This is a genomic window from Nonomuraea jabiensis (assembly GCF_014204795.1).
GTDB lineage: Bacteria > Actinomycetota > Actinomycetes > Streptosporangiales > Streptosporangiaceae > Nonomuraea > Nonomuraea jabiensis.
Genome location: NZ_JACHMB010000001.1, coordinates 11,543,563 through 11,567,730 on the forward strand (window position 1 = coordinate 11,543,563; position 24,168 = coordinate 11,567,730).

Sequence of the window (24,168 nt, forward strand, 5' to 3'; positions counted from 1 at the left end):
ATGATCCAAGAGCCCTCCAGAACACCCTATGTCGGGTCATGTCGCAGGCCACGAGTACGCTCTGACCGTCATCCCCTGAAGTCCGTGAGGAGTCCTGTGACCGCGTTCGCCCTCGACGATCCCTTCGATCGCGGCTCCGGCCTGCCCAGGCCGGGAAACCTGCTGCGCACGGCCGCCGACTCGATCCCGCCGTCCGGGCTCGTGCTGCTGGCCATCGTCTCGGTGCAGCTGGGCGCCGGGTTCGCGAAGGAGCTGTTCGCGGCGCTGCCGCCGAGCGCGGTGGTGTTCCTGCGGATCACGGCCGGGGCGCTGATCATGGGGGCGCTCGTCCGGCCGAGACTGAAGGGCCTGTCCTGGCGCGACTGGGCGGTGGGGATCGGGTTCGGGGTGACGCTGGCCCTCATGAACCTGACGTTCTACGAGGCCCTGTCGCGGCTGCCGATGGGGATCGCGGTGGCCATCGAGTTCCTGGGGCCGCTGGGGGTGGCCGTGGCGGCCTCGCGGCGCAGGATCGACCTGCTGTGGATCGGCCTGGCGGGAGCGGGCGTGGTGCTGCTCGCGCCGTGGGGGCAGTCGGCGTCGGTGAGCTGGCTCGGCATCGGGTTCGCGATGCTGGCGGCCGTCGGCTGGGCCGGGTACATCCTGCTGTCGGCGGCGGCCGGGCGGCGTTTCCCCGGCACGAGCGGGCTGTCGTTCGCGATGATCGTGTCGGCCCTGGTGGTCGCCCCCGTCGGGGTCGTGTCGGGCGGGGCGGACCTGCTGCAGCCGGAGCTGCTGCTGATCGGGCTCGGCGTGGGCCTGCTGTCGTCGGTGATCCCGTACTCGCTCGAGCTGCAGGCGCTGCGGCGGATGCCCAAGCAGGTGTTCGGCATCCTCATGAGCCTGGAGCCGGCCGTGGCGGCGCTGATCGGCGTGATGCTGCTGAACGAGGTCCTGCACGCGCAGCAGTGGGCGGCGATCGTCTGCATCGTGGCCGCCAGCCTGGGCTCGACCCGGCGGCGCAAGGTCTGACGCGCAGGCTGTGGCGGGCCGCCGCGCGCCCGTGGGATGGGGTCTCGGGCGCGCGGCGGAGGGCTCGGCTTTGGATGGGCGGGGTAGGCCGAGCCCATGGAAGGTCAGCGGAGTGCGGGTGTCCGCGTGACCTGGCATGCGCCACCCACCGGAATCGGTGGTGGCCGGTCCGCTGGGGACCTGGACGGTGGGGCCGCCGGCGGACGCTTGGTGCGTCGCTCTTTCGACCCGAGACGAGAGTACCGCCATCCCCGTCCGCGCGGTCCCCAAATGTCAGAACTTAGTGGGAGAAAAACGGACGAGTCTCCCCTCAGTGCTCGGCCCAGATCCCCCGCACGTGGCCGATGTGCTCCGTCATGAGGTGCTGGACGGCCTGGCGGTCGCCGCTCTTCAGGGCGTCGAGCAGCGCCAGGTGCTCCCTGGCCGACTCGCCCAGCACGTCGCGCTCCCGGAGCTGGGACAGGCCGTAGAGCCTGGCCCTGTTGCGCAGGTCGCGCACCACCTCGACCAGGTGGGCGTTGCCCGCCAGGGTCAGCAGCTCGACGTGGAAGCGCAGGTCGGCGTCCACGTACGCGAGCAGGTCACCGCGTTCGGCGGCCGAGACGATCTCCTCGGCGACCGGCCTGAGCCGCTCGAACTCCTCCTCCCGCGCACCGCCGGCCAGCCGGGCCACGGTGGGCACCTCGATCAGCTGGCGGATCTCGGTGAGCTCGTCGAGGTCGCGGTCGGACAGCTCGGTCACCCGGAAGCCCTTGTTGCGCACCGCCTCGACCAGGCCCTCCTTGGCCAGGTCGAGCATGGCCTCGCGCACCGGCGTGGCCGAGACGCCGAACTGGGCGGCCAGCACCGGCGCGGAGTAGACCACTCCCGGCCGCATCTCGCCGGTGATCAGCGCGGCACGCAGCGCGTGCGCGACCTGCTCGCGCAGGCTCTGCCGCTCCCCCACCATCGGCAGGTCGAGCCGGTCCTCGGCAGCCATCCAATCTCCTCTCTTACTCACAAGAAATCTGCTCATCAGCCTGCCGCCCTACTGTGGCACCTCGGGCGAGGCCGCAGCGGCAGGCCGCTTCGCAGATTTCTCATGAGATCTCCACGCCTCGTACGCGGCGGCCGCGACCACGAGGTCCTCCCAGGCCATGCCCGTGCTCTTGAACACGCGCGGCCCCGTGCCGGCGACCACCCGACCCGCGACGAGATCGGCGAGGTTGCCCGCGAGATGACCAGCGGTGATCGTGCCCTCGCGGATCGGGATGAGCAGATCGCCCGCCTCCTCCAGGGCGGCCGCCCTGGCCTCGACGACCACGGTGGCGCGGGCGACGAGGTCGCCGTCGAGCTCGCGGGCGCCGGGCTCGTGCGACCCGACCGCGACGACGGTGACGCCGTCGCGGGCGAGCTTACCGGGGAACAGCGGTTCCCTCGCCGTCGTGCAGCACACGATGACGTCGGCCCCGGCCAGTGCTCGCGCCGAGTCGGACGGGGGCAGGGCGCGGGCGGTCAGGCCGAGCGCCCGGCAGCGGCCCGCGAGCGCCTCCGCGCGGCCCTGGTCGCGCCCGACCACGGTCACGTCCTCGATGGGGCGCACCTCCCGCAGCGCGAGCACGTGACCCCACGCCTGCGGGCCGCTCCCGAACACCACCAGCCGCCGGGCCTCCCCGTCCGCCAGGTGGCTGACGGCCAGCGCCGAGACGGCGGGCGTGCGCAGGGAGGTGAGCGCGATCCCGTCCAGGGCCGCGAGCGGGGTCAGGGTGTCGCCGTCGAACAGCAGGTACGTCCCCTGGATCCGGGGCAGCTCGCGATCGGGGTTGCCGGGCGCGATGGTGACGGCCTTGACCCCCGCGTACCGTCCGGCCGCGGCGGGCATGAGGAGGAGCTGCCCGGCCGGCAGGTCCACGATCGGCCGCTGCGGCGTGGCCTCGGGGTCGAGCCCGGCGCGCAGGGCGTCCTCCAGGATCCGTACGGCGCGCCCCATCGGCACCAGCCGCTCCATTGTGGCGGCGTCGAGATATGGCAGTCCGGTCATCGCAGCGTGAACCCTGTACCCATCGGATCGTCGGGATCGAGCTCGAAGACGTGCCGCCCGGTCCGGTAGGCCATGCCCTCGATCTCCGGGACGACCCCCTCGTCGAGCACCTCGGCCACCCGCGCCAGGAAGGTGCTCCCCACGACGCTGTCGTGGATCAGGGGCGCGCGCAGCCCCGAGTCGTGCAGCAGCGCCATCCGCGCCGCCGTGCCCGACCCGCAGGGCGAGCGGTCCACCTCCCCGTCGGCGAAGACCGTCACGTTCCGCTGGTGCGCCGCCCCGTCCCGGTCCGGCAGCTCGTCGTAGAAGATCACGCCGTAGACGCCGGACAGCCGGTCGTCGGACGGGTGCCGGGCGGCCGGATGGTCCGCCAGGTCGGCCTTGATGCGGCAGGCGTGGCCGATGAGCGCCGTCAGGTTCGCGGGCGCCACGGAGAGGCCCACCGCCGCGGCGGGCAGCGACGCGTAGATCGCGCCGCCGTACGAGAGGTCGACCTTGGTCCTGCCGGCGGCCACGCCGCGCGCCACCACGTACGACGGCACGCTGACGAACGTCACCCCGCTCACCTTGCCCCCGGAGCAGCGCACCCGCGCCGTGACGCGCCCCGACGGCACGTCGATCACCACGTCCGTCTCCCCGTCGGGGTCGGCGGCCACCAGCCCCTCGTGCACGGCGTAGGCGCCGAGCGCGATGGTGCCGTGGCCGCAGGCGGTGGAGAACCCGTCCTTGTGCCAGAACAGCGCCCCGAACGCGGCCCCCGGGTCGTTGGGCGGGACGAGGAAGCAGCCGTACATGTCGGCGTGGCCGCGCGGCTCCTGGCACAGCAGCCGCCGCACGCCGTCGAACCGGGGGTCGGCGGCGGCGGTGGAGCGGCGCGAGAGCACGTCCGCCCCGGGGATCTCGGGCACGCCGCCGGTCACGATCCGGAACGGCTCCCCGCCCGTGTGGTAGTCGGTCGTCGTGACCGTGGTCCCGGCCGGGCCGGGACCACGCTCGTCACGCTCGCTCACAGCTCGAACCCGGCGGGGAACGGGTCACGCGGGTCCAGGAAGTACTGGGCGGTGCCGGTGACCCAGGCGCGGCCGGTGATCGAGGGCACGACGGCCGGCTCGCCGCCCACGGTGGTCTCCTCCAGCAGCCGCCCGATGAAGCGGGTCCCGATGAACGACTCGTTCACGAAGTCCCGGCCGAGCGGCAGCTCGCCCCTGGCGTGCAGCTGCGCCATCCGCGCGCTGGTGCCGGTGCCGCACGGCGAGCGGTCGAACCAGCCCGGGTGGATGGCCATCGCGTGCCGCGAGTGGTGGGCGTCCGAGCCGGGGGCGGTGAAGTAGACGTGGTGGCAGCCGCGGATGCGGTCGTCCTCGCGGTGGACGGGCTCGTCCTCCGCGTTGATCGCCTCCATGGTGGCCAGGCCCGCCGCGATGATCTCGTTCTTGGCCCTGCGGTCGAAGGGCAGGCCGTAGGAGTCGAGGTCGACGACGGCGTAGAAGTTGCCGCCGTACGCGAGGTCGTACGGGATCTCCCCGAACCCCGGCACCTTCACGACGGCGTCGAGCCGGTCGCTGTAGGAGGGCACGTTGCGCAGCGTCACCGACATGGCCTGGCCGTCCTCGACGGCCACGTCCACCTCGACGATCCCGGCCGGCACCTCCAGGCGCACGGTGGTGACCGGCTCCACGACCTCGACCATGCCCGTCTCGACGAGCACGGTGGCCACGCCGATGGTGCCGTGCCCGCACATCGGCAGCAGCCCCGACACCTCGATGAACAGCACGCCGTAGTCCGCGTCCGGCCTGGTCGGCGGCTGCAGGATGGCGCCGCTCATGGCGGAGTGGCCGCGCGGCTCGGTCATCAGCAGGGTGCGGATGTGGTCGAGGTTGTCGCGGAAGTAGACGCGCCGCTCGGCCATGCTCGCGCCCGGGATCACGCCTATCCCGCCGGTGATGACGCGGGTGGGCATGCCCTCGGTGTGGGAGTCGACGGCGTGGAAAACGCGCTTTGTCCTCATCGCAGCCCTTCTGCCAGTGCCTTCTCGGTCGCCGCTCGCACGATAGCGGCCTGCTCGTCCGTCAGCGGCTGCCTGGGCTGCCTGCACGGACCGCCGTGGCGGCCGGCGAGGTCCATGGACAGCTTGATGGCCTGGACGAACTCCGTCTTGGAGTCCCAGCGCAGCAGGGGGTGCAGGGTCCTGTAAAGAGGCAGCGCGGTCTCCAGGTCGCCGGCGACGGCGGCGCGGTAGAGCGCGGCGTTGGAGACGGGCAGCGCGTTGGGGTAGCCGGCGATCCAGCCCACCGCCCCGGCCACGGCGAGCTCGAGCAGCACGTCGTCGGAGCCGATCAGCAGGTCCAGCTCGGGGGCCAGCTCGGCCAGCTCGTACGCGCGCCGCACGTCCCCGCTGAACTCCTTGACCGCCACGATCAGCCCCTCCTCGTGCAGCTTGGCCAGCAGCGCGGGGGTCAGGTCGACCTTGGTGTCGTACGGGTTGTTGTAGGCCACGACGGGCAGGCCCGCCTTGGCGACCTCGCGGTAGTGCGCGATGACGGCCCGCTCGTCGGCGCGGTAGGAGTTGGGCGGCAGCAGGAGCACCGAGCCGCAGCCGGCCTCGGCCGCCTGCTCGGCCCACCGGCGCGACTCCGCGGCGCCGTACGCGCCCACTCCGGCCATCACCCTGCGCCCACCGACGGCCGCGACGGCGGTCTCGACCACCTTGGCCCGCTCCTGCGAGGTGAGCGTCTGGTACTCGCCCAGCGAACCGTTGACGGCGACGCCGTCACTGTCGTTCTCGACCAGCCAGCGGCAGTGGTCGGCGTAGCCGTCGTAGTCGACGGAAAGGTCGTCGCGCAGGGGCAGCGCGGTGGCCACCATGATGCCGTGCCAGGGCTTGGTGCGGTTGTCCATTGGGAAGTCCTCCATGTCAAGGTCAGTGGGCGCGGGGAACGTCGGGCAAGTCGGAAACATCGGAAACGTCGGGAAGCTCGCCGTCGGGAAGCTCGGCCAGGGCGCCGAGGGTGACGGGCTGGGCGATGGGGCGGCGGGGCGGCCGCTGCGGCTCCCCCGCCAGGCAGGAAACGGCGTAGCCGCAGATGCGGCCCTGGCACCAGCCCATGCCGGGCCTGGCCAGCAGCTTGATCGAGCGCGCGTCGGTGGCGCCGAGGTCCTGCGCCTCGCGTACGCGGGCCAGCGGCACCTCCTCGCAGCGGCACACCAGCGTGTCGTCGCGCAGCCAGCCCTGCCAGCCGGGTTTGACGGGGTAGGCCCGCTGCAGTGCCTCCCCGAACGCCCGCCCGCGCTCCCGGCGGCGCAGCAGCAGCCCTGACTCCGTGTCCGAGGACCGCGCGTCGGCCACCACGGCGCGGCCGGCGATGCGGCCCTCCGTCTCGGACAGGACCCAGCCGCCCACGCCCGTGGGCTCCCCGGCGGCCCAGACCCCGGGGACGGAGGTGCGCTGGGCGGCGTCCACGTCGAGCACCGGGCTGCCGTCCACGTCGTTGCGGGTGGCGCAGCCGAGCTGGGTGCCCAGGTCGATCTGCGGCACGAACCCGTACCCGACGGCCACCGTGTCGCACTCGACGACGCGGGTGGCGAGAACGTTCCACTCCTGGTCGAGGCGGGCCACGGTGACGGCCTCCACCTCGCGCTCGCCGTGCGCCGCGACCACCGCCTGGCGCGTCCGGTACGGCACGCGGTGCCTGGCCAGGCTCGCGGCGTAGCCGGCGGCCTCCCCGGCCTTGCCCAGGGCCAGCAGCGGATGCCTGGCCAGCCCGAGCCCGCCGTTCGCCTCCAGCACCCCGAGCACCCGCGCCCCCGCCCCGGCCAGCCCGGTGGCCACGGGCAGCAGGAACGGGCCGGTGCCGGAGACGACGATCCGCCTGCCCGCCACGACGCCGTTGCCCTTGAGCAGCGCCTGCGCGCCGCCGGCGGTCAGGACGCCGGGCAGGTCCCACCCGGGGAACGGCAGCGGCCGGTCGTGCGCGCCGGTCGCGATCAGCAGCCGCCGCGCCCGCAGGACGGCCTGCCGCTCCGCGGCGCCCGCCTCCCGCGTGACGCAGCGCACGGCCAGGTCCCCGCCGGGCTCGCGGCTGACGCTCCACACCTGGTGCCGCAGCAGCACGTCGGCGCGGCCGTCCAGGGCCCGCGCCTGCCGCAGGAACCGGTCCAGGCCGGGCGCGGGCTTGGGGTCGGCGGCGTGGCGGAAGTACTGGCCGCCGAGCCGTGCGGAAGAGTCAAGGAGCGCCACCCGCAGTCCGGCCAGCGCCGCCGTGAGCGCGCCGGCCACCCCCGCGGGCCCGCCGCCGACCACCACCAGGTCGTACGTCATGACGTCGTCACCTCGTCACCGGGCGCGGCCTCCACCAGGCAGGCCCGCTCGGGCGCCCGCCCGTTGACCGAGATCAGGCAGTCGAAGCAGACCCCGATCCCGCAGAACAGCCCGCGGGGCCGCCCGCCGAAGCGGGTGCTGCGCCACGACCGCACCCCGGCCGCGTGCAGCGCCGCCCCGATCGTCTGCCCGGGCACGACGGGGACCGGACGCCCGTCGATCGTGATGTGGAACGTCAAGAGGACTCCTCCGCGAAGCGATCCGGCCGGAAGGGCCGCAGGTCCAGGTCGGTCGGGGAGCCGGTGAGCACCTGCGCGAGCAGGTGACCGGTAGCCGGGGCGAGCCCGATGCCCGCCCCCTCGTGCCCGCAGGCGTGATAGAGCCCGGGAACGCGCGGGTCGGCGCCGATGACGGGCAGGTGGTCGGGACAGTACGGCCGGAAGCCGCAGTACGACCTGATGGCCCGCACCTCGCGCAGCGCGGGGAACAGCGCCACGGCCTGCTCGGCCAGGCGGGCGAGCACCGGCACCGACGTCGTCCGGTCGAACCCGACCCGCTCCCTGCTGGCCCCGATGAGCACGGTGCCCGCGGGCGTGCCCTCCACGACCGCCGAGGTCTCCAGGCCCGCCGAGTCGCTGGCCACGTTCGTGACGTAGGCGGCGGTGTAGACCTTGTGCCTGATCAGCGGCTCCGGCAGCGGCTCGGTGACGAGGATGAAGCCGCGCCTGGGCAGGATCGGCAGATCGACCCCCGCCAGCGCGGCCACCTCGCCGCCCCAGGTGCCCGCCGCGTTGATCACCGCGTCGCCGAGCACGTCGCCCTGGGAGGTACGCACGCCGGCGACGTGGTCCCCTTTCCGGATGAAGCCGGTCACGGCCGCCCCGAGGCGCAGCCGGAGCGTCCCGTGGCCGAAGCTCTCCGCGCCGTGCCTGAGCAGGCGCGCGGCGGCCAGCATGGGCTGCACCTGGGCGTCCTCGGGGTAGTAGACCCCGCCGGCCAGTCCCTCGGCCAGGTGCGGCTCGTAGTCGCGCAGCGACTCGCCGGGCACCAGGGTGTGCTCCACGTCCTGCTTGGCGGCCAGCTCGGCGAGCTGCCGCTGGACCTCCCCGGTCTCGGCGACCACCAGGCCGCCCTTGGGCTCGAACTCGAACCCGCCGAGGTCGGCCAGCGAGCGCCAGAGCCGGTTGGACAGCAGCGCCAGCTCCAGCTCGGGGCCCGGCTCCTTGTCGGACACCAGCACGTTGCCCTCGCCCGAGCCGGTCGTGCCGCCCGCCACGGGGCCGCGGTCGACCACGGTCACGTCGAGACCGGCGCGCGCGGCGTAGTAGGCGCATGCGGCGCCCACGACTCCGGCGCCGACCACGATGACGTCGGACATCCATCACCTCCCAGGTCTGTAATATGTCACATACCTCGCTCTCTTGAGAAGGCCCTTTCCACCGGCCGGACAACACCACCGCCCGCACCCCCTTCCCCCGCCGCTACCCACCGTCCCCCTGCCACCACCTCCCCGGCCTCCGGCCCGCCTCCCCCTTGGCGGAGGGACACCCAAAGCACCCCACCGCACTTCGGCCGGGGTCCCTTCGAGGAGGGCGGCCGGGAGCACCGGCGCGACGTCCCGCCGCACTTCGGCCGGGGTCCCATCGGAAGGGATGGCCGACGTGCCGCCCCCGCACGCTTCGCGCCACGCCCGCCACGCGACGGCCCTTACCCGCGCGACACGCCCCACGGCGCCACCCCGCCGGGCTTCGGCCGAGGGCCCCCAGGAATGGCCGACGTGCCCCACCGCACACTCGACGGCGCGGCACGCCTCGCCTCGCCGGCCTTCCGGACGGGGTCCAGGAGGACGGCCGGGCGACCCGTCGTGGGGGTGGGGTGACCGGTGGTGGGACCGGGTGGGTGGGCCCGTACCATCGATGGCGTGAAGCTACCCACCGACCACCCCAACCGCCACCTGCGCCGACTGCTGACCTGGGCGCCCACGACGCGGTCGATGCGGGCCTGGGCGATGGCGTCCGTGGTGGTCAACGCGGGCATCGCGGTGACGGGCGCGGGCGTGCGCGTCACCGGTTCCGGGCTGGGCTGCCCGACCTGGCCCAAGTGCACGCCGGACAGCTTCATCCCGGTCGCGCACCCCGAGGTGTCGATGCTCAACATGCTCGTCGAGTTCGGCAACCGGCTGCTGACGTTCCTGGTGCTGGCGGTGGGCGTGGCGTGCGTGCTCGCGGCGTTCCGGCTGGCGCCGCGCAGGCGCTCGCTGCTGGCGCTGGCGCTGCTGCAGCCGGCGGGCGTCCTGGCCCAGGCGCTGTGGGGCGGCCTGGTGGTCAGCACGATGCTCAACCCGTTCACGGTCGGCATGCACTTCCTCATCTCCATCGGCCTGGTCGCCGCCTGCTGGATGCTGTACGCGCGGGCGGGCGAGGGCGACGGCCCGGCGCGGCGGGTGACCCACCGCGACATCCGCAGGCTCGGCTACGCGCTGCTCGCGGCCGTGTTCGCGCTGCTGGTGGTCGGGGTCGGGGTGAGCGGCACGGGCCCGCACTCGGGCGACGAGATGGCCTCCCGCTTCGACCTCGACATCGAGGCCGTGGCCCGGCTGCACGCCGACGTCGCGTACGTCGTGGTGGGGCTGACGTTCGCGCTGCTGTTCGCCCTGCACGTGAGCAACGCGCCGCGGCCCGCGCGGCGGGCGGCGCTGGCGCTGCTGGCCGTGGAGCTGGGCCAGGGCGTGATCGGTTACACGCAGTACTTCCTGGCCGTGCCTGCCGCGCTGGTGCTGCTGCACGTGCTCGGCTCCACGCTGGTCTGGATCGCGGCGCTCAGGGTCGTCACCTCGCTGCGCACCCGCTCCCCGCAGGCCGCCCCCGCCGACCACTCCCCCACCGAAGCCGCCGGAGCACCCGCCGCCGTCTGAGGGGATATGCCAGGGTATGAGGGGATCGGTCCGCCACTCCCCCACCCCCTGGAGGGTGTGATTTGTTAAGGAATGTCCGCCCCACTCGGAAGGCCCTGCGGCGCGCGTACCAGGGCCTGGTGCTGATCAGCGTGCTCTCCCTGGCGCCCATGACGTGGGCCTGGCTCGGCAGCTCGGCGCACCGGGTGACGGCCGTGGGCGACGGCTGGCTCGGACGGGTGCCCACGGCGCAGGCCGCGCTGGTGCTGGGCGCGGGCCTGTACGGCACGCAGCCCACGCCGATGCTGGCCCACCGGCTCGACATCGCCGCCGAGCTCTACCGGACGGGCAAGGTACGGGCCCTGCTGCTGTCGGGCGACAACAGCCGCAAGGAGTACGACGAGCCCACGGCCATGCGCGACTACCTGCTCCGCAGAGGCGTGCCGGACCAGGTGATGGTGCTGGACTACGCGGGGTTCGACACGTGGGACTCGTGCGTGCGGGCGCGCAAGGTGTTCGGGGCGCGGCAGGTGACGGTCGTGACGCAGGAGTTCCACCTGCCCAGGGCCGTGACGCTGTGCCGGACGGCCGGTCTGGAGGCGTTCGGGGTGGGTGACGACTCGACCAGGGAGTTCGCCATGCCCACCTACGCCTACGCGACCCGGGAGCTGCTCGCCACCGCCAAGGGGTTCGCCGACGCGATGGTGCTCCACTCCGACCCGGTCTATCCCGGCCCGCGCGAGGTCTCCCTGACGACCATCCTGGCTCAGCCCGGCGCGCCGGGGGCGTAGCCGGGCGGCGGGGTGCCCCGCGCGACCGACCTGGCGTGCGCCGTCGGCACCGGGAAGTCCGCCCGGGCCGTGCTCATGCACTCCAGCAGCGCCCGCTGCTCCTCGTGGAAGCCCTGCTCGTCGACCATGTGGCGGGCCGCCCGCTCGTGCAGCAGGCCCAGCTCGGTGGCGGCCAGCTGGTAGTCGCGCATGGCGCGCAGCCCGCGCTTGCCGCCGTGGGCCTTGGCCCACTGCCTGGCCTGGCGCCGCCTGGGGAACGTCGACAGCATGTAGATGTCGGCCTGGGTGACCAGCTTGGTCGGCTCGTACGGCGGCAGGTAGCGCTGGATGAGGGCCACGATGCGCCGCCGGTCCTTGAACACCACGCCGATGAGCACGATCAGCACCGCCAGCAGCGCCAGGTAGGCCACCACGAGCCCGGGGAAGCCGCCGTAGGAGGCCAGGCCGTTCCACAGGCCGTGCAGGATCATCGCGCCCGACCAGCCCGCCAGGATGTAGAAGACCCGCTCGGGGCCCTCGCGCCGGGCGGCGTAGGCGACCGCGACGCCGATCATGGAGCTGAACAGCGGGTGGGCCAGCGGCGACAGGATGCCGCGCAGCACCACGGTGACCGCCAGCCCCTTGACGCCGGAGTTGGACAGCGCGGCGAGGTAGTAGCTGACGTTCTCGCTCATGGCGAAGCCGAGCCCGACCATGCTGGCGTAGATGATGCCGTCGGTGGGGCCGTCGAGCTCGGCCCTGCGGAACCTGAGCAGCCCGAGCAGCACCAGCCCCTTCATCGTCTCCTCCACCACGGGCGCGCCGAAGGTGGCCGCGACGTTGCGGGCGCTGGCCTCCGACAGCTTGGCGGTGTCGATGATGTAGTGCAGGTTGAGGTAGTTGATCAGACCGGCGACCAGCACCGCGACGCCCGCGCCCCACGCGAAGGCGAAGATCAGGTTGCTGCGCGGCTCCGGCTCCATCCGGTCGAGCGCCAGCACGGCCGCCAGCAGCAGCGGCACCGGCGCGAGCGCCAGCATGAGCGCGATGAAGAACTGCACCGGAGCGCCGTTGAGCACGTCGAAGGAGAACGAGACCAGAGCGCAGACTCCGGTGAGGACGAGCCCGATGATCAACGCGAATGACGGGCGGTCCTTCAACACCCAGCGTGGATCACGGGTCGCCATACGGTGACTTTAACGGATCAGAGGGCCGGGGTCCGTGCCGGTCAAGACAGCGTCACCCTCCGGACACGCGGCCGCATGACGGTCACGCCAGCAGCGGGTCGATGGCCACCGCCAGGAACAGCAGCGCCAGGTAGGCGTTGGACCAGTGGAAGAAGCGCATGGGGCGCAGGTCGACGCCGCTCTTGCCGGCGTTGAGCCGGGCCAGCAGGCGGTGGACCTCCCACAGGCACATGGCGCCGAGCACGGCGGCCACGATCGGGTAGAACAGCGTGGTGCCGGCCACCGGCCACAGCGCCAGCGAGCACAGCACGGTCGCCCACGTGTAGGCGATCGACTCCAGGATCACCCGCCGCTCGGTGGCCACGACGGGCAGCATGGGCACCTTGGCCGCCGCGTAGTCCTCCTTGTAGCGCATGGCCAGCGTCCAGGTGTGCGGCGGCGTCCAGAAGAACACCACCCCGAACAGCACCAGCGGCGCCCAGTCGAGCCGCTCGGTGATGCCCGCCCAGCCGATCATCACCGGCATGCAGCCCGCGATGCCGCCCCACACGATGTTCTGGGCCGTGCGGCGCTTCAGGATCATCGAGTAGACGAGCACGTAGAACAGGATCGCCCCGGTGGACAGCATCGCGGCCAGCCAGTTGGTGGTCACCCACAGGCCCACCAGGGACAGCACGCCGAGCACGATCCCGAAGACCAGCGCGCCCCGCGGCGAGACCTGGTGCCTGGCCAGCGGCCTGCGGCGGGTGCGGCGCATCTTCTGGTCGATGTCGCGATCCACGTAGCAGTTGAGCGCGTTGGCACTGCCCGCCGATAGGGTGCCGAACACCATGACCGAGATCGACGTCCACAGCGGCGGCAGGCCGCCCGCCGCCAGGAACATCACCGGCAGCGTCGTGATCAGCAGCAGCTCGATGATCCGCGGCTTGGTGAGCGCGATGTAGGCCTTGACGATCATGCCGATCGAGCGCGGCCCCTCCACCTGCGGAGATCGGGCCGTCGCCTGCCTGTTGGTCAGCACCGTCAAGGCGCTTCCAGCCTGTGCGGAGTCAACGCGTAACCTCTGATTAGAGCGGATCCATGGGTGGGCGCCGTGACGCCCCTGCGAACAAACAAACTGTAGTCGCAGGGACGGCCGGTCCGGCCAATGGGGGGCTTGCGCCGCACATGGACCCGTGCGGGTGGGATGGGAATCGTTCGCCGGCTCCACTCGGTTAGGGTCCCGTGTGGGCGGGATAGCCAATCAATGACAACTAGATTCCGGAGATCGAGCACTTGAGCACCGAACTCGTGCCAGCCCTCGAATGGACCGACCTGGACAAGCAGGCGGTCGACGTCGTTCGAGCCCTGGCGATGGACGCAGTGGAGAAGGCGGGCTCGGGTCACCCCGGCACCGCCATGAGCCTGGCTCCCGCCGCATACCTGCTGTTCCAGCGTGTGATGCGTCACGATCCGACCGATCCGAAGTGGGCCGGGCGCGACCGTTTCGTGCTGTCGTGCGGCCACTCGAGCCTGACGCTCTACATCCAGCTCTACCTGTCCGGCTACGGCCTCACGCTCGACGACCTGCGCCGGCTGCGCCAGTGGGACAGCCTGACGCCCGGTCACCCCGAGTACGGCCACACGGCGGGCGTCGAGACCACGACGGGCCCGCTCGGCCAGGGCCTGGGCAACGCGGTCGGCATGGCGATGGCGGCCCGCCGCGAGCGCGGCCTGTTCGACCCCGACACCGAGGCCGGCGCCTCGCCGTTCGACCACCACATCTGGTGCCTGGTCAGCGACGGCGACATCGAGGAGGGCATCAGCCACGAGGCCAGCTCCCTCGCCGGCCACCAGAAGCTGGGCAACCTCATCGTCGTGTGGGACGACAACCAGATCTCCATCGAGGACGACACGCTGATCGCCAAGTCCGAGGACGTGGTCAAGCGTTACGAGGCCTACGGCTGGCACACCCAGAGCGTCGACTGGACCGAGACCGGCGAGTACGCCGAGGACGTCCAGGCGCTCTACGACGCGCTGCAGGCGGCCAAGGCGGAGACCGACCGGCCGTCGTTCATCCGGCTGCGCACGATCATCGGCTGGCCGGCCCCGAACAAGAAGAACACCGGCAAGATCCACGGCTCGGCCCTGGGCGAGGCGGAGGTCGCCGCCACCAAGGAAGTCCTCGGCATGGACCCGGCCAAGACGTTCGACGTCCCGGCCGCGGTGCTGGAGCACGCGCGCGGCGTCGCCCAGCGCGGCCGCGCCGAGCACGCCGAGTGGGACAAGGGCTACGCCGAGTGGCGGCTGGCCCAGCCCGAGCGCGCCGAGGAGTTCGACCGCATCTCCCAGCGCGAGCTGCCCAACGGCTGGGCCAGGGCGCTGCCGTCGTTCGAGGCGGGCGCGTCGATCTCGACCCGCAAGGCGTCCGGCGACGTGCTCAGCGCGCTGGCGCCGGTGCTGCCGGAGCTGTGGGGCGGCTCGGCCGACCTGGCGGAGTCGAACAACACCACGATGAAGGGCGAGCCGTCCTTCATCCCCGAGGAGTTCCAGACCAAGGAGTTCCCCGGCAACCGCTACGGCCGCACGCTGCACTTCGGCATCCGCGAGCACGCCATGGGCGCCATCCTCAACGGCATCGCCCTGCACGGCGGCACCCGCCCGTACGGCGGCACCTTCCTGGTCTTCTCCGACTACATGCGCCCGTCGGTGCGCCTGGCCGCGCTGATGAAGCTGCCGGTCACGTACGTGTGGACGCACGACTCCATCGGCCTCGGCGAGGACGGCCCCACCCACCAGCCGATCGAGCACCTGTGGGCGCTGCGCGCGATCCCCGGCCTCGACGTGGTACGCCCGGCCGACGCCAACGAGACGGCCTACGCCTGGAAGACCGTGCTCAAGCACACCGACCGGCCCGCCGCCCTGGCGCTGACCAGGCAGAACCTGCCGGTCGTGGAGGGCACCAGCGCCGAGGGCGTGGCCCGCGGCGGCTACATCCTGCGCGAGGCCTCCGACGGCCAGCCCAAGGTCATCCTCATCGCCACCGGCAGCGAGGTGGAGATCGCGCTGGCGGGCCGCGAGCTGCTGGAGGGCAAGGGCATCCCGACGCGGGTCGTGTCGATGCCGTGTGTCGAATGGTTCAAGGGGCAGGACATCGCATATAGGCAGACGGTTCTGCCTTCGTCGATCCGGGCTCGGGTCGCTGTCGAGGCCGGCGTCGCGCTCGGCTGGCACGAGTTCGTCGGCGAATGCGGCGAAGTGGTCGGTCTCGAACACTTCGGTGCGTCCGCCCCGTACAAGACTCTGTACGAGCTGTTCGGGTTGACGGCGGAGCGCGTCGCGGCGGCGGCACATGCGAGCCTGGCCAAGCTTGGTCAGGAAAAGGGCGAGACGACGGGAAACTGAAGAAGAGATGAGCGAGATCCTCAAGAACCTGTCCGGCCAGGGCGTTGCCATCTGGCTCGACGACATCAGCCGTGAGCGACTGCGCACCGGCAACCTGGAGCAGCTGATCCGCGAGAAGAACGTCGTCGGGGTGACCTCCAACCCGACGATCTTCGCCAACGCGCTCAGCAAGGGCGACGCCTACAACTCCCAGCTCCACGACCTCGCCGTACGCGGCGTGGAAGTGGGCGAGGCCGTGCGCGCCATCACCACCTACGACATCCGCTGGGCCGCCGACGTGCTGCGCCCCGTCTACGACGCCACCGGCGGCGTGGACGGCCGCGTGTCGCTGGAGGTGGACCCGCGCCTGGCCCGCGAGACCGAGAAGACGGTCGCCGAGGCCCGCGCGCTGTGGTGGATGGTCGACAGGCCCAACCTGTTCATCAAGATCCCGGCCACGGTCGAGGGCCTGCCCGCGATCACGCAGGCGCTCTCGGAGGGCATCAGCGTCAACGTCACGCTGATCTTCTCCCTCGAGCGCTACCGCGCGGTCATGGACGCCTGGCTCGCCGGCCTCGAGGCGGCGCAGGCCAAGGGCCTCAACCTCGCCTCGATCGAGTCGGTGGCCTCGTTCTTCGTCAGCCGCGTCGACACCGAGATCGACAAGCGGCTCGACAAGGCGGGCAAGCCGGAGCTGAAGGGCAAGGCGGGCATCGCCAACGCGCGCCTGGCCTACGCGGCGTACGAGGACGTGATGAACTCCGAGCGCTGGCAGCGCCTGCGCTCGGCGGGCGCCCGTCCGCAGCGGCCGCTGTGGGCCTCGACCGGCGTCAAGAACCCCGACTACTCCGACACCATGTACGTCGACCAGCTCGTCGCCCCCGGCACCGTCAACACGATGCCGGAGAAGACGCTCGACGCGACCGGCGACCACGCCAACGTCACCGGCGACACGGTGCGCCCCTTCTACGAGCAGGCCTGGAACACCATGGCCGCCCTCAAGGAGGCCGGCATCGACTACGACGACGTGGTGAAGGTGCTGGAGGACGAGGGCGTCGAGAAGTTCGAGGCGTCCTGGAACGAGCTGCTCGAGAGCGTCACCAAGAACCTGGTTCCGTGATGGAGGTTTCCTACCGCGAGGAGGGGGTGGCCTCGGCCGCTTCCTCCGTCGCGGGGCGCCTCGTCGCCGACGGCGTGCCCGCGCGGCTCGCCGCCGGCGACCCCACGCTGTGGGGTGAGGACGCCGAGCGGGAGGCGGCGGTCAGGCTCGGTTGGCTGACCCTGCCCCGCTACTCTCGCGAGCTGCTGCCCGTGCTGGGCGGGCTCGTCGAGCGGGCCCGCGCCGCGGGCCTGACCAACGTGGTGCTGGCCGGGATGGGCGGCTCGTCGCTGGCGGCGGAGGTCATCTGCGCGACCGCCGACGTGCCGCTCACCGTGCTGGACACGACCGACCCGGGGCAGGTGCGGCGCGCGCTGGGCGAGCAGCTCGACGCCACGGTGCTGGTCGTGGCCGGCAAGAGCGGCTCGACCGTGGAGACCGACTCCCTGCTGCGGATCTACGAGCGGCTGTTCACCGACGCGGGCCTGGCCCCCGCCGGCCGCGTCGTGGTCGTCACCGACCCGGGCTCGCCGCTGGAGAAGCGGGCCGTGGAGGCCGGTTACGACCTGGTGCTCGCCCAGCCGGACGTCGGCGGCCGCTTCTCGGCGCTGTCGGCGTTCGGGCTGGTGCCCAGCGCGCTGGCGGGCGCCGACGTGGCGCGGCTGCTGGACGAGGCCGGGGAGGTGCTGCCGCTGCTGTCGCGCGACACCGGCAACCCCGGGCTCGACCTGGGTGCCGCGCTCGGCGGCGCGGCGCTGGCCGGGCGCGACAAGCTGCTGCTGGAGGACCAGCTCTCGGCCATCACCGGGTTGCCCGACTGGATCGAGCAGCTCGTGGCCGAGTCCACCGGCAAGCAGGGCAGGGGGATCCTGCCCGTCGTGGGCGCCGACCCCAACGAGAGCGGCGACGAGCTGGTCGTCGCCATCGAGACCGACCTCGGGGACGTGCGCGTGGACGGGCCTTTGGGCGCGCAGTTCCTGGTCTGGGAGTACGCCACCGCCCTGGCGGGGCTGCTCCTGGAGATCAACCCGTTCGACCAGCCGAACGTGGCCGAGTCGAAGGAGAACACCGCGGCGCTGCTGGCCCTGCCCGACCTGCCGGCCGGCGCGCCGGCGTTCGTGGACGGGCCCGTCGAGGTGTACGGCGGGGCCACGGCCCGGGACCTGCCCGGGCTGTTCGCCGAGTTGCTGAACGCGATCCCGGCGGACGGCTATCTGTCGATCATGGCCTTCCTGGACCGGATGGCGGCCTTCGACGCCCCGGTGCCCGAGGGGGCCGACTTCGAGCAGATGACCGACGCCTGGATGATGGCCGACCCGGCGACGCTGCGGGCGCTGCTCGCGCTGCGCACGAACCGGCCGGTGACGTTCGGGTGGGGGCCGCGCCTGCTCCACTCGACGGGGCAATACCACAAGGGCGGGCCGCAGAACGGGGTGTTCCTGCAGATCACCGGCGCGGTGGCCGAGGACGTGCCGGTCCCCGGCCGGCCGTACACGCTGGGGCGGCTCCAGCTGGCACAGGCGCTCGGCGACCTGGGGGCGCTCGAGACCCGCGGCCGGCCCGCCGTACGACTGCATTTGACCGATCGCGCGGCGGGTGTCGCGCGCTTGCTCGCAGCAGCACAGGAGGCTTGACATGACTGACCCGGCAGCACCCGTGGAGGAGGCCGTCGCGGCCGCCGTCGCGGGCACCGCCACCACCGAGGAGGTGGCCGCCGCCAACCCGCTGCGCGATCCGCGCGACAAGCGGCTGCCGCGGGTTGCGGGACCGTGTGTGATGGTGTTGTTCGGCGTGACGGGTGACCTGGCCAAGCGCAAGCTGTTGCCGGCGATTTACGACCTGGGCAACCGGGGGCTGCTGCCGCCCGGCTTCTCGCTGGTCGGCTTCGCCCGGCGCGATTGGAAAGACCAGGATTTCGCCCAGTTGACGCACGACGCCGTCAAGGCGCACGCCAGGACGCCCTTCCGCGAGGAGGTCTGGAAGCAGATCCGCGAGGGCATCCACTTCGTGCCCGGCGAGTTCTCCGACGACGGGGCGTTCGACGCGCTGGCCATGGCGCTGGCTGAGATCGACGAGACCCGGGGCACGGGCGGAAACTACGCGTTCTACCTGTCGGTGCCGCCGAAGTTCTTCCCCGTGGTGGTGGAGCAGCTCAAGCGGACCGGGCTGGCCGACGCGCCCGAGGGGTCGTGGCGCCGCGTGGTCATCGAGAAGCCGTTCGGGCACGACCTCAAGTCGGCCCACGAGCTGAACGAGATCACCACCTCGGCCTTCCCGGAGAGCTCGATCTTCCGGATCGACCACTACCTGGGCAAGGAGACCGTCCAGAACATCATGGCGCTGCGGTTCGCCAACAACCTCTACGAGCCCATCTGGAACCGCGGCTTCGTCGACCACGTGCAGATCACCATGGCCGAGGACATCGGCATCGGCGGGCGCGCGGGCTACTACGACGGCATCGGCGCGGCCCGCGACGTGATCCAGAACCACCTGCTCCAGCTCCTCGCGCTGGTCGCCATGGAGGACCCGACCTCGTTCGACGCCTCGGCGCTGCGGCGGGAGAAGGAGAAGGTGCTCAAGGCCGTGCGGCTGCCGGGCAACCTGGCGCTGAACACGGCGCGGGGCCAGTACTCCGCCGGCTGGCAGGGCGGCGAGAAGGTGGTCGGCTACCTGCAGGAGGACGGCATCTCGCCGGAGTCCACGACCGAGACGTACGCGGCCGTCAAGCTGGAGATCGCCAACCGCCGGTGGGCGGGCGTGCCGTTCTACCTGCGCACCGGCAAGCGGCTGGGCCGCCGGGTGACGGAGGTGGCCGTGGTCTTCCAGCGGGCGCCGCACCTGCCCTTCAGCAAGGACGACACCGAGATCCTGGGCCAGAACGCGCTGGTGGTGCGGGTCCAGCCGGACGAGGGCATCACCGTGCGGTTCGGCTCGAAGGTGCCGGGGACCGCGATGGAGGTCCGGGACGTCTCCATGGACTTCGCCTACGGCGAGTCGTTCCTGGAGTCGTCCCCGGAGGCGTACGAGCGGCTGCTGCTCGACGTGATGATCGGCGACCCGCCGCTCTTCCCGCACCAGCGGGAGGTCGAGCTGTCGTGGAAGATCCTCGACCCGATCGAGGAGTTCTGGGCCACGCAGGGCCAGCCCGAGCCTTACGAGTCCGGTTCGTGGGGGCCGCCGTCGGCCGACGCGATGATGGCCCGCGACGGCCGCGTTTGGAGGCGACTCTAGTGATCGAGCGTAGCGAGAGCACCAATAAACACAGCACTACTATGGTCACGAGACCGACGAAGGAGGGCTCGTGACTACTTTCATGCTGTCGGACACGACGGCGGGGAAGATCTCGGCGCAGTTCACGCATCTGCGCCACCAGATGGGCGCGCCCGCCATCGGCATGGTGCTGACGCTCGTGGTGGTCTGCGAGGAGCGCCACCAGTACGACGCGCTGCGCGCGGCCACCGACGCGGCCCGCGAGCACCCGTCGCGCATCATCGTCGTGATCAACCGTGAGGCCGACGAGCCGATCAGGCTGGACGCGGAGCTGCGCATCGGCGAGTCCACGCCCGGCGAGGTCGTGGTCCTGCGCCTGTACGGCGAGCTGACCCAGCACGCCGACTCCGTGGTCAGCCCGCTCCTGCTGCCCGACACGCCCGTCGTGGTGTGGTGGCCGGGCGCGGCGCCCGACGTCCCGGCCAAGGACGCGGTCGGCGCCCTCGCGCAGCGCCGCATCACCGACGCCAGGGGTTTCGACGACGGCGGCGTCAAGTCGCTGGTGACCAGGGCCAAGGGATACTCCCGCGGCGACACCGACCTGGCCTGGGCCCGGCTGACGCCGTGGCGCAGCCTGCTGGCGGCCGCGTTCGACCAGCCGGTGGGCAAGGTCCGCAAGGGCGTGGTGGAGGCCTCTCCCGGCAACCCGAGCGCGCCGCTGCTGGCCGCCTGGCTGTCGGACCGGCTCGGCGCCCCGGTCAAGGTCGTCGACTCCTCCGGCCCCGGGCTGACGGCGGTGCGCCTGCAGCTCAACGACGGCGAGCTGACCGTGGCGCGGCACGACGCCCGCCTGGCCACGCTGTCGCGGCCGGGCCAGCCCGACCGGAACGTGGCCCTGGCCCGGCGCCAGACCGCCGAGCTGATGGCGGAGGAGCTGCGCAGGCTCGACCCCGACGAGATCTACGAGGCCGCGGTCAAGCGGTTCGCACGCACGTACAAGGGATGACGTGGGACCGCAGTGGCTGAGAAAGTAGTACCTGTGAGCGTTCCCAGCGTGGTCGTCCACCGCGACGCCGACGTGCTGGCCAATGCCGTGGCGGCGCGGATCATCACCCGCCTGGTCGACGTGCAGTCGGCCAAGGGGTCGGCTTCGATCGTGCTCACGGGCGGCACGGTCGGCATCGCCACGCTGGCGGCGATCGCCGCGACCCCCGCCCGCGACGCCGTCGACTGGCGCCGGCTGGACATCTGGTGGGGCGACGAGCGCTTCGTGCCCTCCGGCGACAAGGAACGCAACGAGACCGGCGCCCGGGAGGCCCTGCTCGACCACGTGGACGTCAACCCGGAGCGGGTCCACGTCATGCTCGGCCCCGACTCGGGTCTGACGGCCGAGGAGTCGGCCGAGTCCTATGCGGCCGAGCTGCGCAGGGCGGCCCGGCCGGAGGACCACGGTCCCGTGCCCGGCTTCGACGTGATGCTGCTCGGCATGGGGCCCGACTCGCACGTGGCGTCGCTGTTCCCGGGCATGCCCGCGCTGTACGACACGCGCCCGGTGGTGGCCGTCCACGGCGCGCCGAAACCGCCGCCGACCCGCATCTCGCTGACGCTGCCGGCCATCCAGTCCGCGCGCGAGGTCTGGGTGGTGGCGGCCGGTGAGGAGAAGTCGGGAGCCGTCCGGCTGGCGCTGTCGGACTCGGGGCACGTCCAGGTGCCCGCTTCGGGCGCCAGGGGGCGGGCGCGCACGCTGTTCCTGCTGGACCGGGCGGCGGCGAGCAAGATCCCGCCGGAGCTGGGGCGCATCTCGTCCCCCTGAGTGCCTGGTTGCGGGCAGGGCGGGGGCCGCGTGGTTCCCGCCCTGTCCGCTACCCGGCCAGGTCGTCGATCTCCTCGAGCAGCGCCTGCTTGCGCTCCTCGGCCAGGTACGACGCCCGCACGCCGTTCCTGGCCAGCTGGGCCAGCTCCGGCTTGCCGAAGCCGAAGGCGCGGGCCGCGGCCCGGTACTCGTCGGCCAGCGTCGTGGCGAACATGGGCGGGTCGTCGCTGTTCAGCGTCACGTACAGGCCTTCCTCCAGCATCCTCGGCAGCGGGTGCCCGGCGAGGTCGGCGACCTGGCCGGTGCAGACGTTCGAGGTGGGGCAGACGTCCAGCGGGAGCTGGGTGTCGCGCAGGTGGGCGACCAGGCGCGGGTCGGCGAGGCAGTTGATGCCGTGGCCGATGCGTTCGGCGCCGTAGCCCTCGATGACCTCCCAGATCGTCTCGGGTCCGCTCATCTCGCCGCCGTGCGGGACGCTGTGGAGGCCGGCGGCGCGGGCGGCCGAGAACGCGGAACGGTACGCGTCCCGATATTTCGGGCGCTCCTGCTCGATGCCGCCGATCCCGAAACCTACCAGCGCGGCGGGAGGTTCCTGGAGCGCGTGCTCCACGGTCACCTTGGCGGCCTCCTCGCCATACTCGCCGGGGATGTCGAAGATGTATGCCATCTCCACCCCGTGATCGGCCATCGAACGGGCGGCGGCCAGGTCGAGCGCCTCCGTCACCTCGCGCATGGGCATGCCGACGACGTGGTGGGCGTACGGGGTCACCTGGAGTTCCACGTACCGGGCGCCCTGCGGGGCCAGGTCGCGCGCCAGGCCGAGGACGAGGGTCGCCACGTCCTCCGGCTCCCTGACGAGCGCGTTGACGGCCCGGTACACCTGGGCGAAGTGCGGGAAGTCGCGGAAGGTGTAGAAGCGGCGCAGCTCCTCCTCCGTGGTGGGGACCTCGCTGCCGGGGTGGCGGCGGGCGAGCTCGAGCACGGTGGGGACCGAGGCGGAGCCGATCAGGTGCACGTGGAGCTCGACCTTGGGGAGCGCGTCGATGAAGGCGTCGATGGTCATGGCGACGACCATACGAGCGACATTTCCCGAAAAAATAGCCTTAATGGGGAAATCTCACAGAAGAATGTCAGGTTCGGCGGCTGGGATAGGCTGAGGGCTGTGACCAACGCCGAAGCGTACGATCGCGGCTTCGCCCAGCTGAGCTCCCACACCGTCGGCCCCCTCCTCGACCGGGCGTGCGCGCCCCGCCTGCTCGACGTCGGCTGCGGCACCGGCGTGGTCACCTCGGCGGCGCTCGCGTTAGGCGCCGAGGTCACGGCCGTGGACGCCGATCCCGGCATGCTGGAGCTGACCGCGCGCCGCCACCCGTACGCGACGGTCCGCCAGGCCGTCCTCCCCGATCTCCCCTTCGATGACGAGGAATTTGACGCTATAGCCGGAAATTTCGTCATCAATCATGTGCCTGACACGGCCGGCGCGCTCAAGGAGCTCCACCGCGTGCTGCGCCCGGGCGGCACCATCGCCCTGACCTGGTGGAAGTCCGATGAGATGACCGCCACCAACGTCTTCGCCGACGCCATCGCCGCCGCCGGGGTCCCCTACGAGCCGCCGGCCCGGCCGTTCACCGGCAACGACACGCCGCGGCGCTTCACCGAGCTGCTGGAGGCGGCGGGGTTCGAGGCGGCGGCCGTCGATCCGGTGCGCTGGCGCCACCGGGTCGACCTGGCCACCTGGTGGGACGACATCGTGCAGGCGGGCGGCCCGCGCTTCGCGATGATCGCCAGGCAGCCGCCGGAGACCGTCGAGCGGATCAGGGCCTGCTACACCCGGCTGGCGGCCCCGTACGAGCGGGAGGGCTTCCCCGTGTGCGCCTACCTGGCGCACGCCGCCCGGTCAGGCCGTTGACCAGGCGGTCACCAGCGGCATCAGCACCCCGTCGACCGACTCGGCCACGAACTCCGGCCCGAACGGCGGCCCCGCGAAGATCATCCGATGCCAGACCAGCGCCTCGGCGATCGTGAAGAGCCGCCTGGCGTCGACGGGCCCGGCCAGCTCCCTGCGCTTGACGGCCCGCTCCACCGGCTCGCGCACGGCGTCGAAGTCTCGCGCGTGCAGATGCGCACGCAGCGTACGCGCCAGCTCCTGGTGGGACAGCAACGTCGAGGACAGGCCGATGATGAGGGTGTGCTTGCGCTCCACCGTCTCGCACAGGCCGCGGAAGACGGCGGCCAGATCGCCACGGAGCGACCCGGTGTCCGCGCCCTCCGGCCCGTCCATGTCGAACCGCCTGCAGATGACGTCCACCACCAGCTCGGGCTTGCCCTGCCAGCGCCGGTAGATGGTCGCCTTGCTGGCCTTGGCCCGCTTGGCGATCTGGTCGATCGACATCCGGTCGTAGCCGACCTCCGACAGCAGCTCCATCGTGGCGTCAAGGATGGCCCTTTCACGCTCGGGGTCGAATGGAGCCACGTACACGTCCT

At 72.2% G+C, this 24,168-nt stretch carries 22 protein-coding genes; 10 read left to right on the forward strand and 12 right to left on the reverse strand.

Annotated features, from left to right (window positions below; genetic code table 11):
* The first annotated feature begins 96 nt into the window (after positions 1-96).
* A complete protein-coding gene (locus HD596_RS52745) occupies positions 97-1,011 on the forward strand; it encodes an EamA family transporter (protein ID WP_313046903.1) in 915 nt (304 codons plus the stop codon).
* 310 nt (positions 1,012-1,321) lie between these two features.
* Here HD596_RS52745 and HD596_RS52750 read toward each other — a convergent pair whose 3' ends face one another.
* The 8 genes from HD596_RS52750 to HD596_RS52785 are packed head-to-tail and all read right to left on the reverse strand — an operon-like array spanning position 1,322 to position 8,727.
* Positions 1,322-1,990 carry a GntR family transcriptional regulator gene (locus HD596_RS52750; RefSeq protein ID WP_185076976.1) on the reverse strand — a complete coding sequence of 223 codons (669 nt, stop codon included), beginning with the start codon at positions 1,988-1,990 and terminating at the stop codon, positions 1,322-1,324.
* Positions 1,991-2,038: 48 nt separating this feature from the next.
* Positions 2,039-3,031 (reverse strand): ornithine cyclodeaminase family protein, encoded by a 993-nt coding sequence (locus HD596_RS52755; RefSeq protein ID WP_185076977.1) that lies wholly within the window; start codon positions 3,029-3,031, stop codon positions 2,039-2,041.
* The gene (locus HD596_RS52760; RefSeq protein WP_185076978.1) at positions 3,028-4,041 is read right to left on the reverse strand and encodes a proline racemase family protein; all 1,014 of its coding nucleotides are present in this window, start codon (positions 4,039-4,041) and stop codon (positions 3,028-3,030) included. Before HD596_RS52760 ends, HD596_RS52755 begins: the two co-directional genes overlap by 4 nt.
* Positions 4,038-5,039 (reverse strand): proline racemase family protein, encoded by a 1,002-nt coding sequence (locus HD596_RS52765; protein ID WP_185076979.1) that lies wholly within the window; start codon positions 5,037-5,039, stop codon positions 4,038-4,040. The genes HD596_RS52760 and HD596_RS52765 overlap by 4 nt, the downstream gene beginning before the upstream one ends.
* Positions 5,036-5,944 (reverse strand): dihydrodipicolinate synthase family protein, encoded by a 909-nt coding sequence (locus tag HD596_RS52770; RefSeq protein WP_246555460.1) that lies wholly within the window; start codon positions 5,942-5,944, stop codon positions 5,036-5,038. Before HD596_RS52770 ends, HD596_RS52765 begins: the two co-directional genes overlap by 4 nt.
* A 7-nt stretch (positions 5,945-5,951) precedes the next feature.
* On the reverse strand, positions 5,952-7,349 hold the full coding sequence (locus HD596_RS52775) for an FAD/NAD(P)-dependent oxidoreductase (RefSeq protein WP_185076980.1): 1,398 nt from the start codon (positions 7,347-7,349) through the stop codon (positions 5,952-5,954).
* Positions 7,346-7,588, reverse strand: coding sequence for a (2Fe-2S)-binding protein (locus HD596_RS52780; protein ID WP_185076981.1), 243 nt, complete (start codon positions 7,586-7,588; stop codon positions 7,346-7,348). The genes HD596_RS52775 and HD596_RS52780 overlap by 4 nt, the downstream gene beginning before the upstream one ends.
* Positions 7,585-8,727: an NAD(P)/FAD-dependent oxidoreductase gene (locus HD596_RS52785; RefSeq protein ID WP_185076982.1), complete on the reverse strand. Its 1,143-nt coding sequence runs from the start codon at positions 8,725-8,727 to the stop codon at positions 7,585-7,587. Before HD596_RS52785 ends, HD596_RS52780 begins: the two co-directional genes overlap by 4 nt.
* 543 nt (positions 8,728-9,270) lie before the next feature.
* Between HD596_RS52785 and HD596_RS52790 the strand changes: the two genes are divergently transcribed.
* Entirely contained in the window at positions 9,271-10,263 is a 993-nt protein-coding gene (locus HD596_RS52790; RefSeq protein ID WP_185076983.1) for a COX15/CtaA family protein, read from the forward strand.
* Positions 10,264-10,325: 62 nt separating this feature from the next.
* Positions 10,326-11,033 (forward strand): SanA/YdcF family protein, encoded by a 708-nt coding sequence (locus HD596_RS52795; protein WP_185076984.1) that lies wholly within the window; start codon positions 10,326-10,328, stop codon positions 11,031-11,033.
* On the opposite strand, the gene HD596_RS52800 is transcribed toward HD596_RS52795, so the two are convergent.
* Together HD596_RS52800 and HD596_RS52805 are read right to left on the reverse strand one after the other, a co-directional pair.
* Positions 11,009-12,199: a PrsW family intramembrane metalloprotease gene (locus HD596_RS52800; protein ID WP_185076985.1), complete on the reverse strand. Its 1,191-nt coding sequence runs from the start codon at positions 12,197-12,199 to the stop codon at positions 11,009-11,011. The two genes, HD596_RS52795 and HD596_RS52800, sit on opposite strands and share 25 nt — an antisense overlap.
* Before the next feature lie 82 nt (positions 12,200-12,281).
* Positions 12,282-13,226 carry a heme o synthase gene (locus HD596_RS52805; RefSeq protein WP_185076986.1) on the reverse strand — a complete coding sequence of 315 codons (945 nt, stop codon included), beginning with the start codon at positions 13,224-13,226 and terminating at the stop codon, positions 12,282-12,284.
* Positions 13,227-13,474: 248 nt separating this feature from the next.
* On the opposite strand from HD596_RS52805, the gene tkt reads away from it, so the two are divergent.
* From tkt to pgl, 6 genes are all read left to right on the forward strand, one after another.
* Positions 13,475-15,583, forward strand: a complete 2,109-nt coding sequence (gene tkt, locus HD596_RS52810; protein WP_185076987.1) for a transketolase — start codon at positions 13,475-13,477, stop codon at positions 15,581-15,583.
* Positions 15,584-15,590: 7 nt separating this feature from the next.
* Positions 15,591-16,682 carry a transaldolase gene (gene tal / locus HD596_RS52815; RefSeq protein ID WP_185076988.1) on the forward strand — a complete coding sequence of 364 codons (1,092 nt, stop codon included), beginning with the start codon at positions 15,591-15,593 and terminating at the stop codon, positions 16,680-16,682.
* Positions 16,682-18,295 (forward strand): glucose-6-phosphate isomerase, encoded by a 1,614-nt coding sequence (locus HD596_RS52820; protein WP_185079283.1) that lies wholly within the window; start codon positions 16,682-16,684, stop codon positions 18,293-18,295. Before tal ends, HD596_RS52820 begins: the two co-directional genes overlap by 1 nt.
* A gap of 1 nt (position 18,296) precedes the next feature.
* Entirely contained in the window at positions 18,297-19,892 is a 1,596-nt protein-coding gene (gene zwf / locus HD596_RS52825; RefSeq protein WP_246555461.1) for a glucose-6-phosphate dehydrogenase, read from the forward strand.
* Positions 19,893-19,962: 70 nt separating this feature from the next.
* Entirely contained in the window at positions 19,963-20,877 is a 915-nt protein-coding gene (gene opcA, locus HD596_RS52830; RefSeq protein WP_185076989.1) for a glucose-6-phosphate dehydrogenase assembly protein OpcA, read from the forward strand.
* A gap of 33 nt (positions 20,878-20,910) precedes the next feature.
* Positions 20,911-21,684, forward strand: coding sequence for a 6-phosphogluconolactonase (gene pgl, locus HD596_RS52835; RefSeq protein WP_185076990.1), 774 nt, complete (start codon positions 20,911-20,913; stop codon positions 21,682-21,684).
* 49 nt (positions 21,685-21,733) lie between these two features.
* On the opposite strand, the gene add is transcribed toward pgl, so the two are convergent.
* A complete protein-coding gene (add, locus tag HD596_RS52840; RefSeq protein WP_185076991.1) occupies positions 21,734-22,747 on the reverse strand; it encodes an adenosine deaminase in 1,014 nt (337 codons plus the stop codon).
* Positions 22,748-22,846: 99 nt separating this feature from the next.
* On the opposite strand from add, the gene HD596_RS52845 reads away from it, so the two are divergent.
* Positions 22,847-23,593 carry a class I SAM-dependent methyltransferase gene (locus HD596_RS52845; RefSeq protein WP_185076992.1) on the forward strand — a complete coding sequence of 249 codons (747 nt, stop codon included), beginning with the start codon at positions 22,847-22,849 and terminating at the stop codon, positions 23,591-23,593.
* Here the strand turns inward: HD596_RS52845 and HD596_RS52850 are convergent.
* The gene (locus HD596_RS52850) at positions 23,582-24,157 is read right to left on the reverse strand and encodes a TetR/AcrR family transcriptional regulator (protein ID WP_221520017.1); all 576 of its coding nucleotides are present in this window, start codon (positions 24,155-24,157) and stop codon (positions 23,582-23,584) included. The genes HD596_RS52845 and HD596_RS52850 overlap by 12 nt on opposite strands.
* Positions 24,158-24,168: the final 11 nt, after the last annotated feature.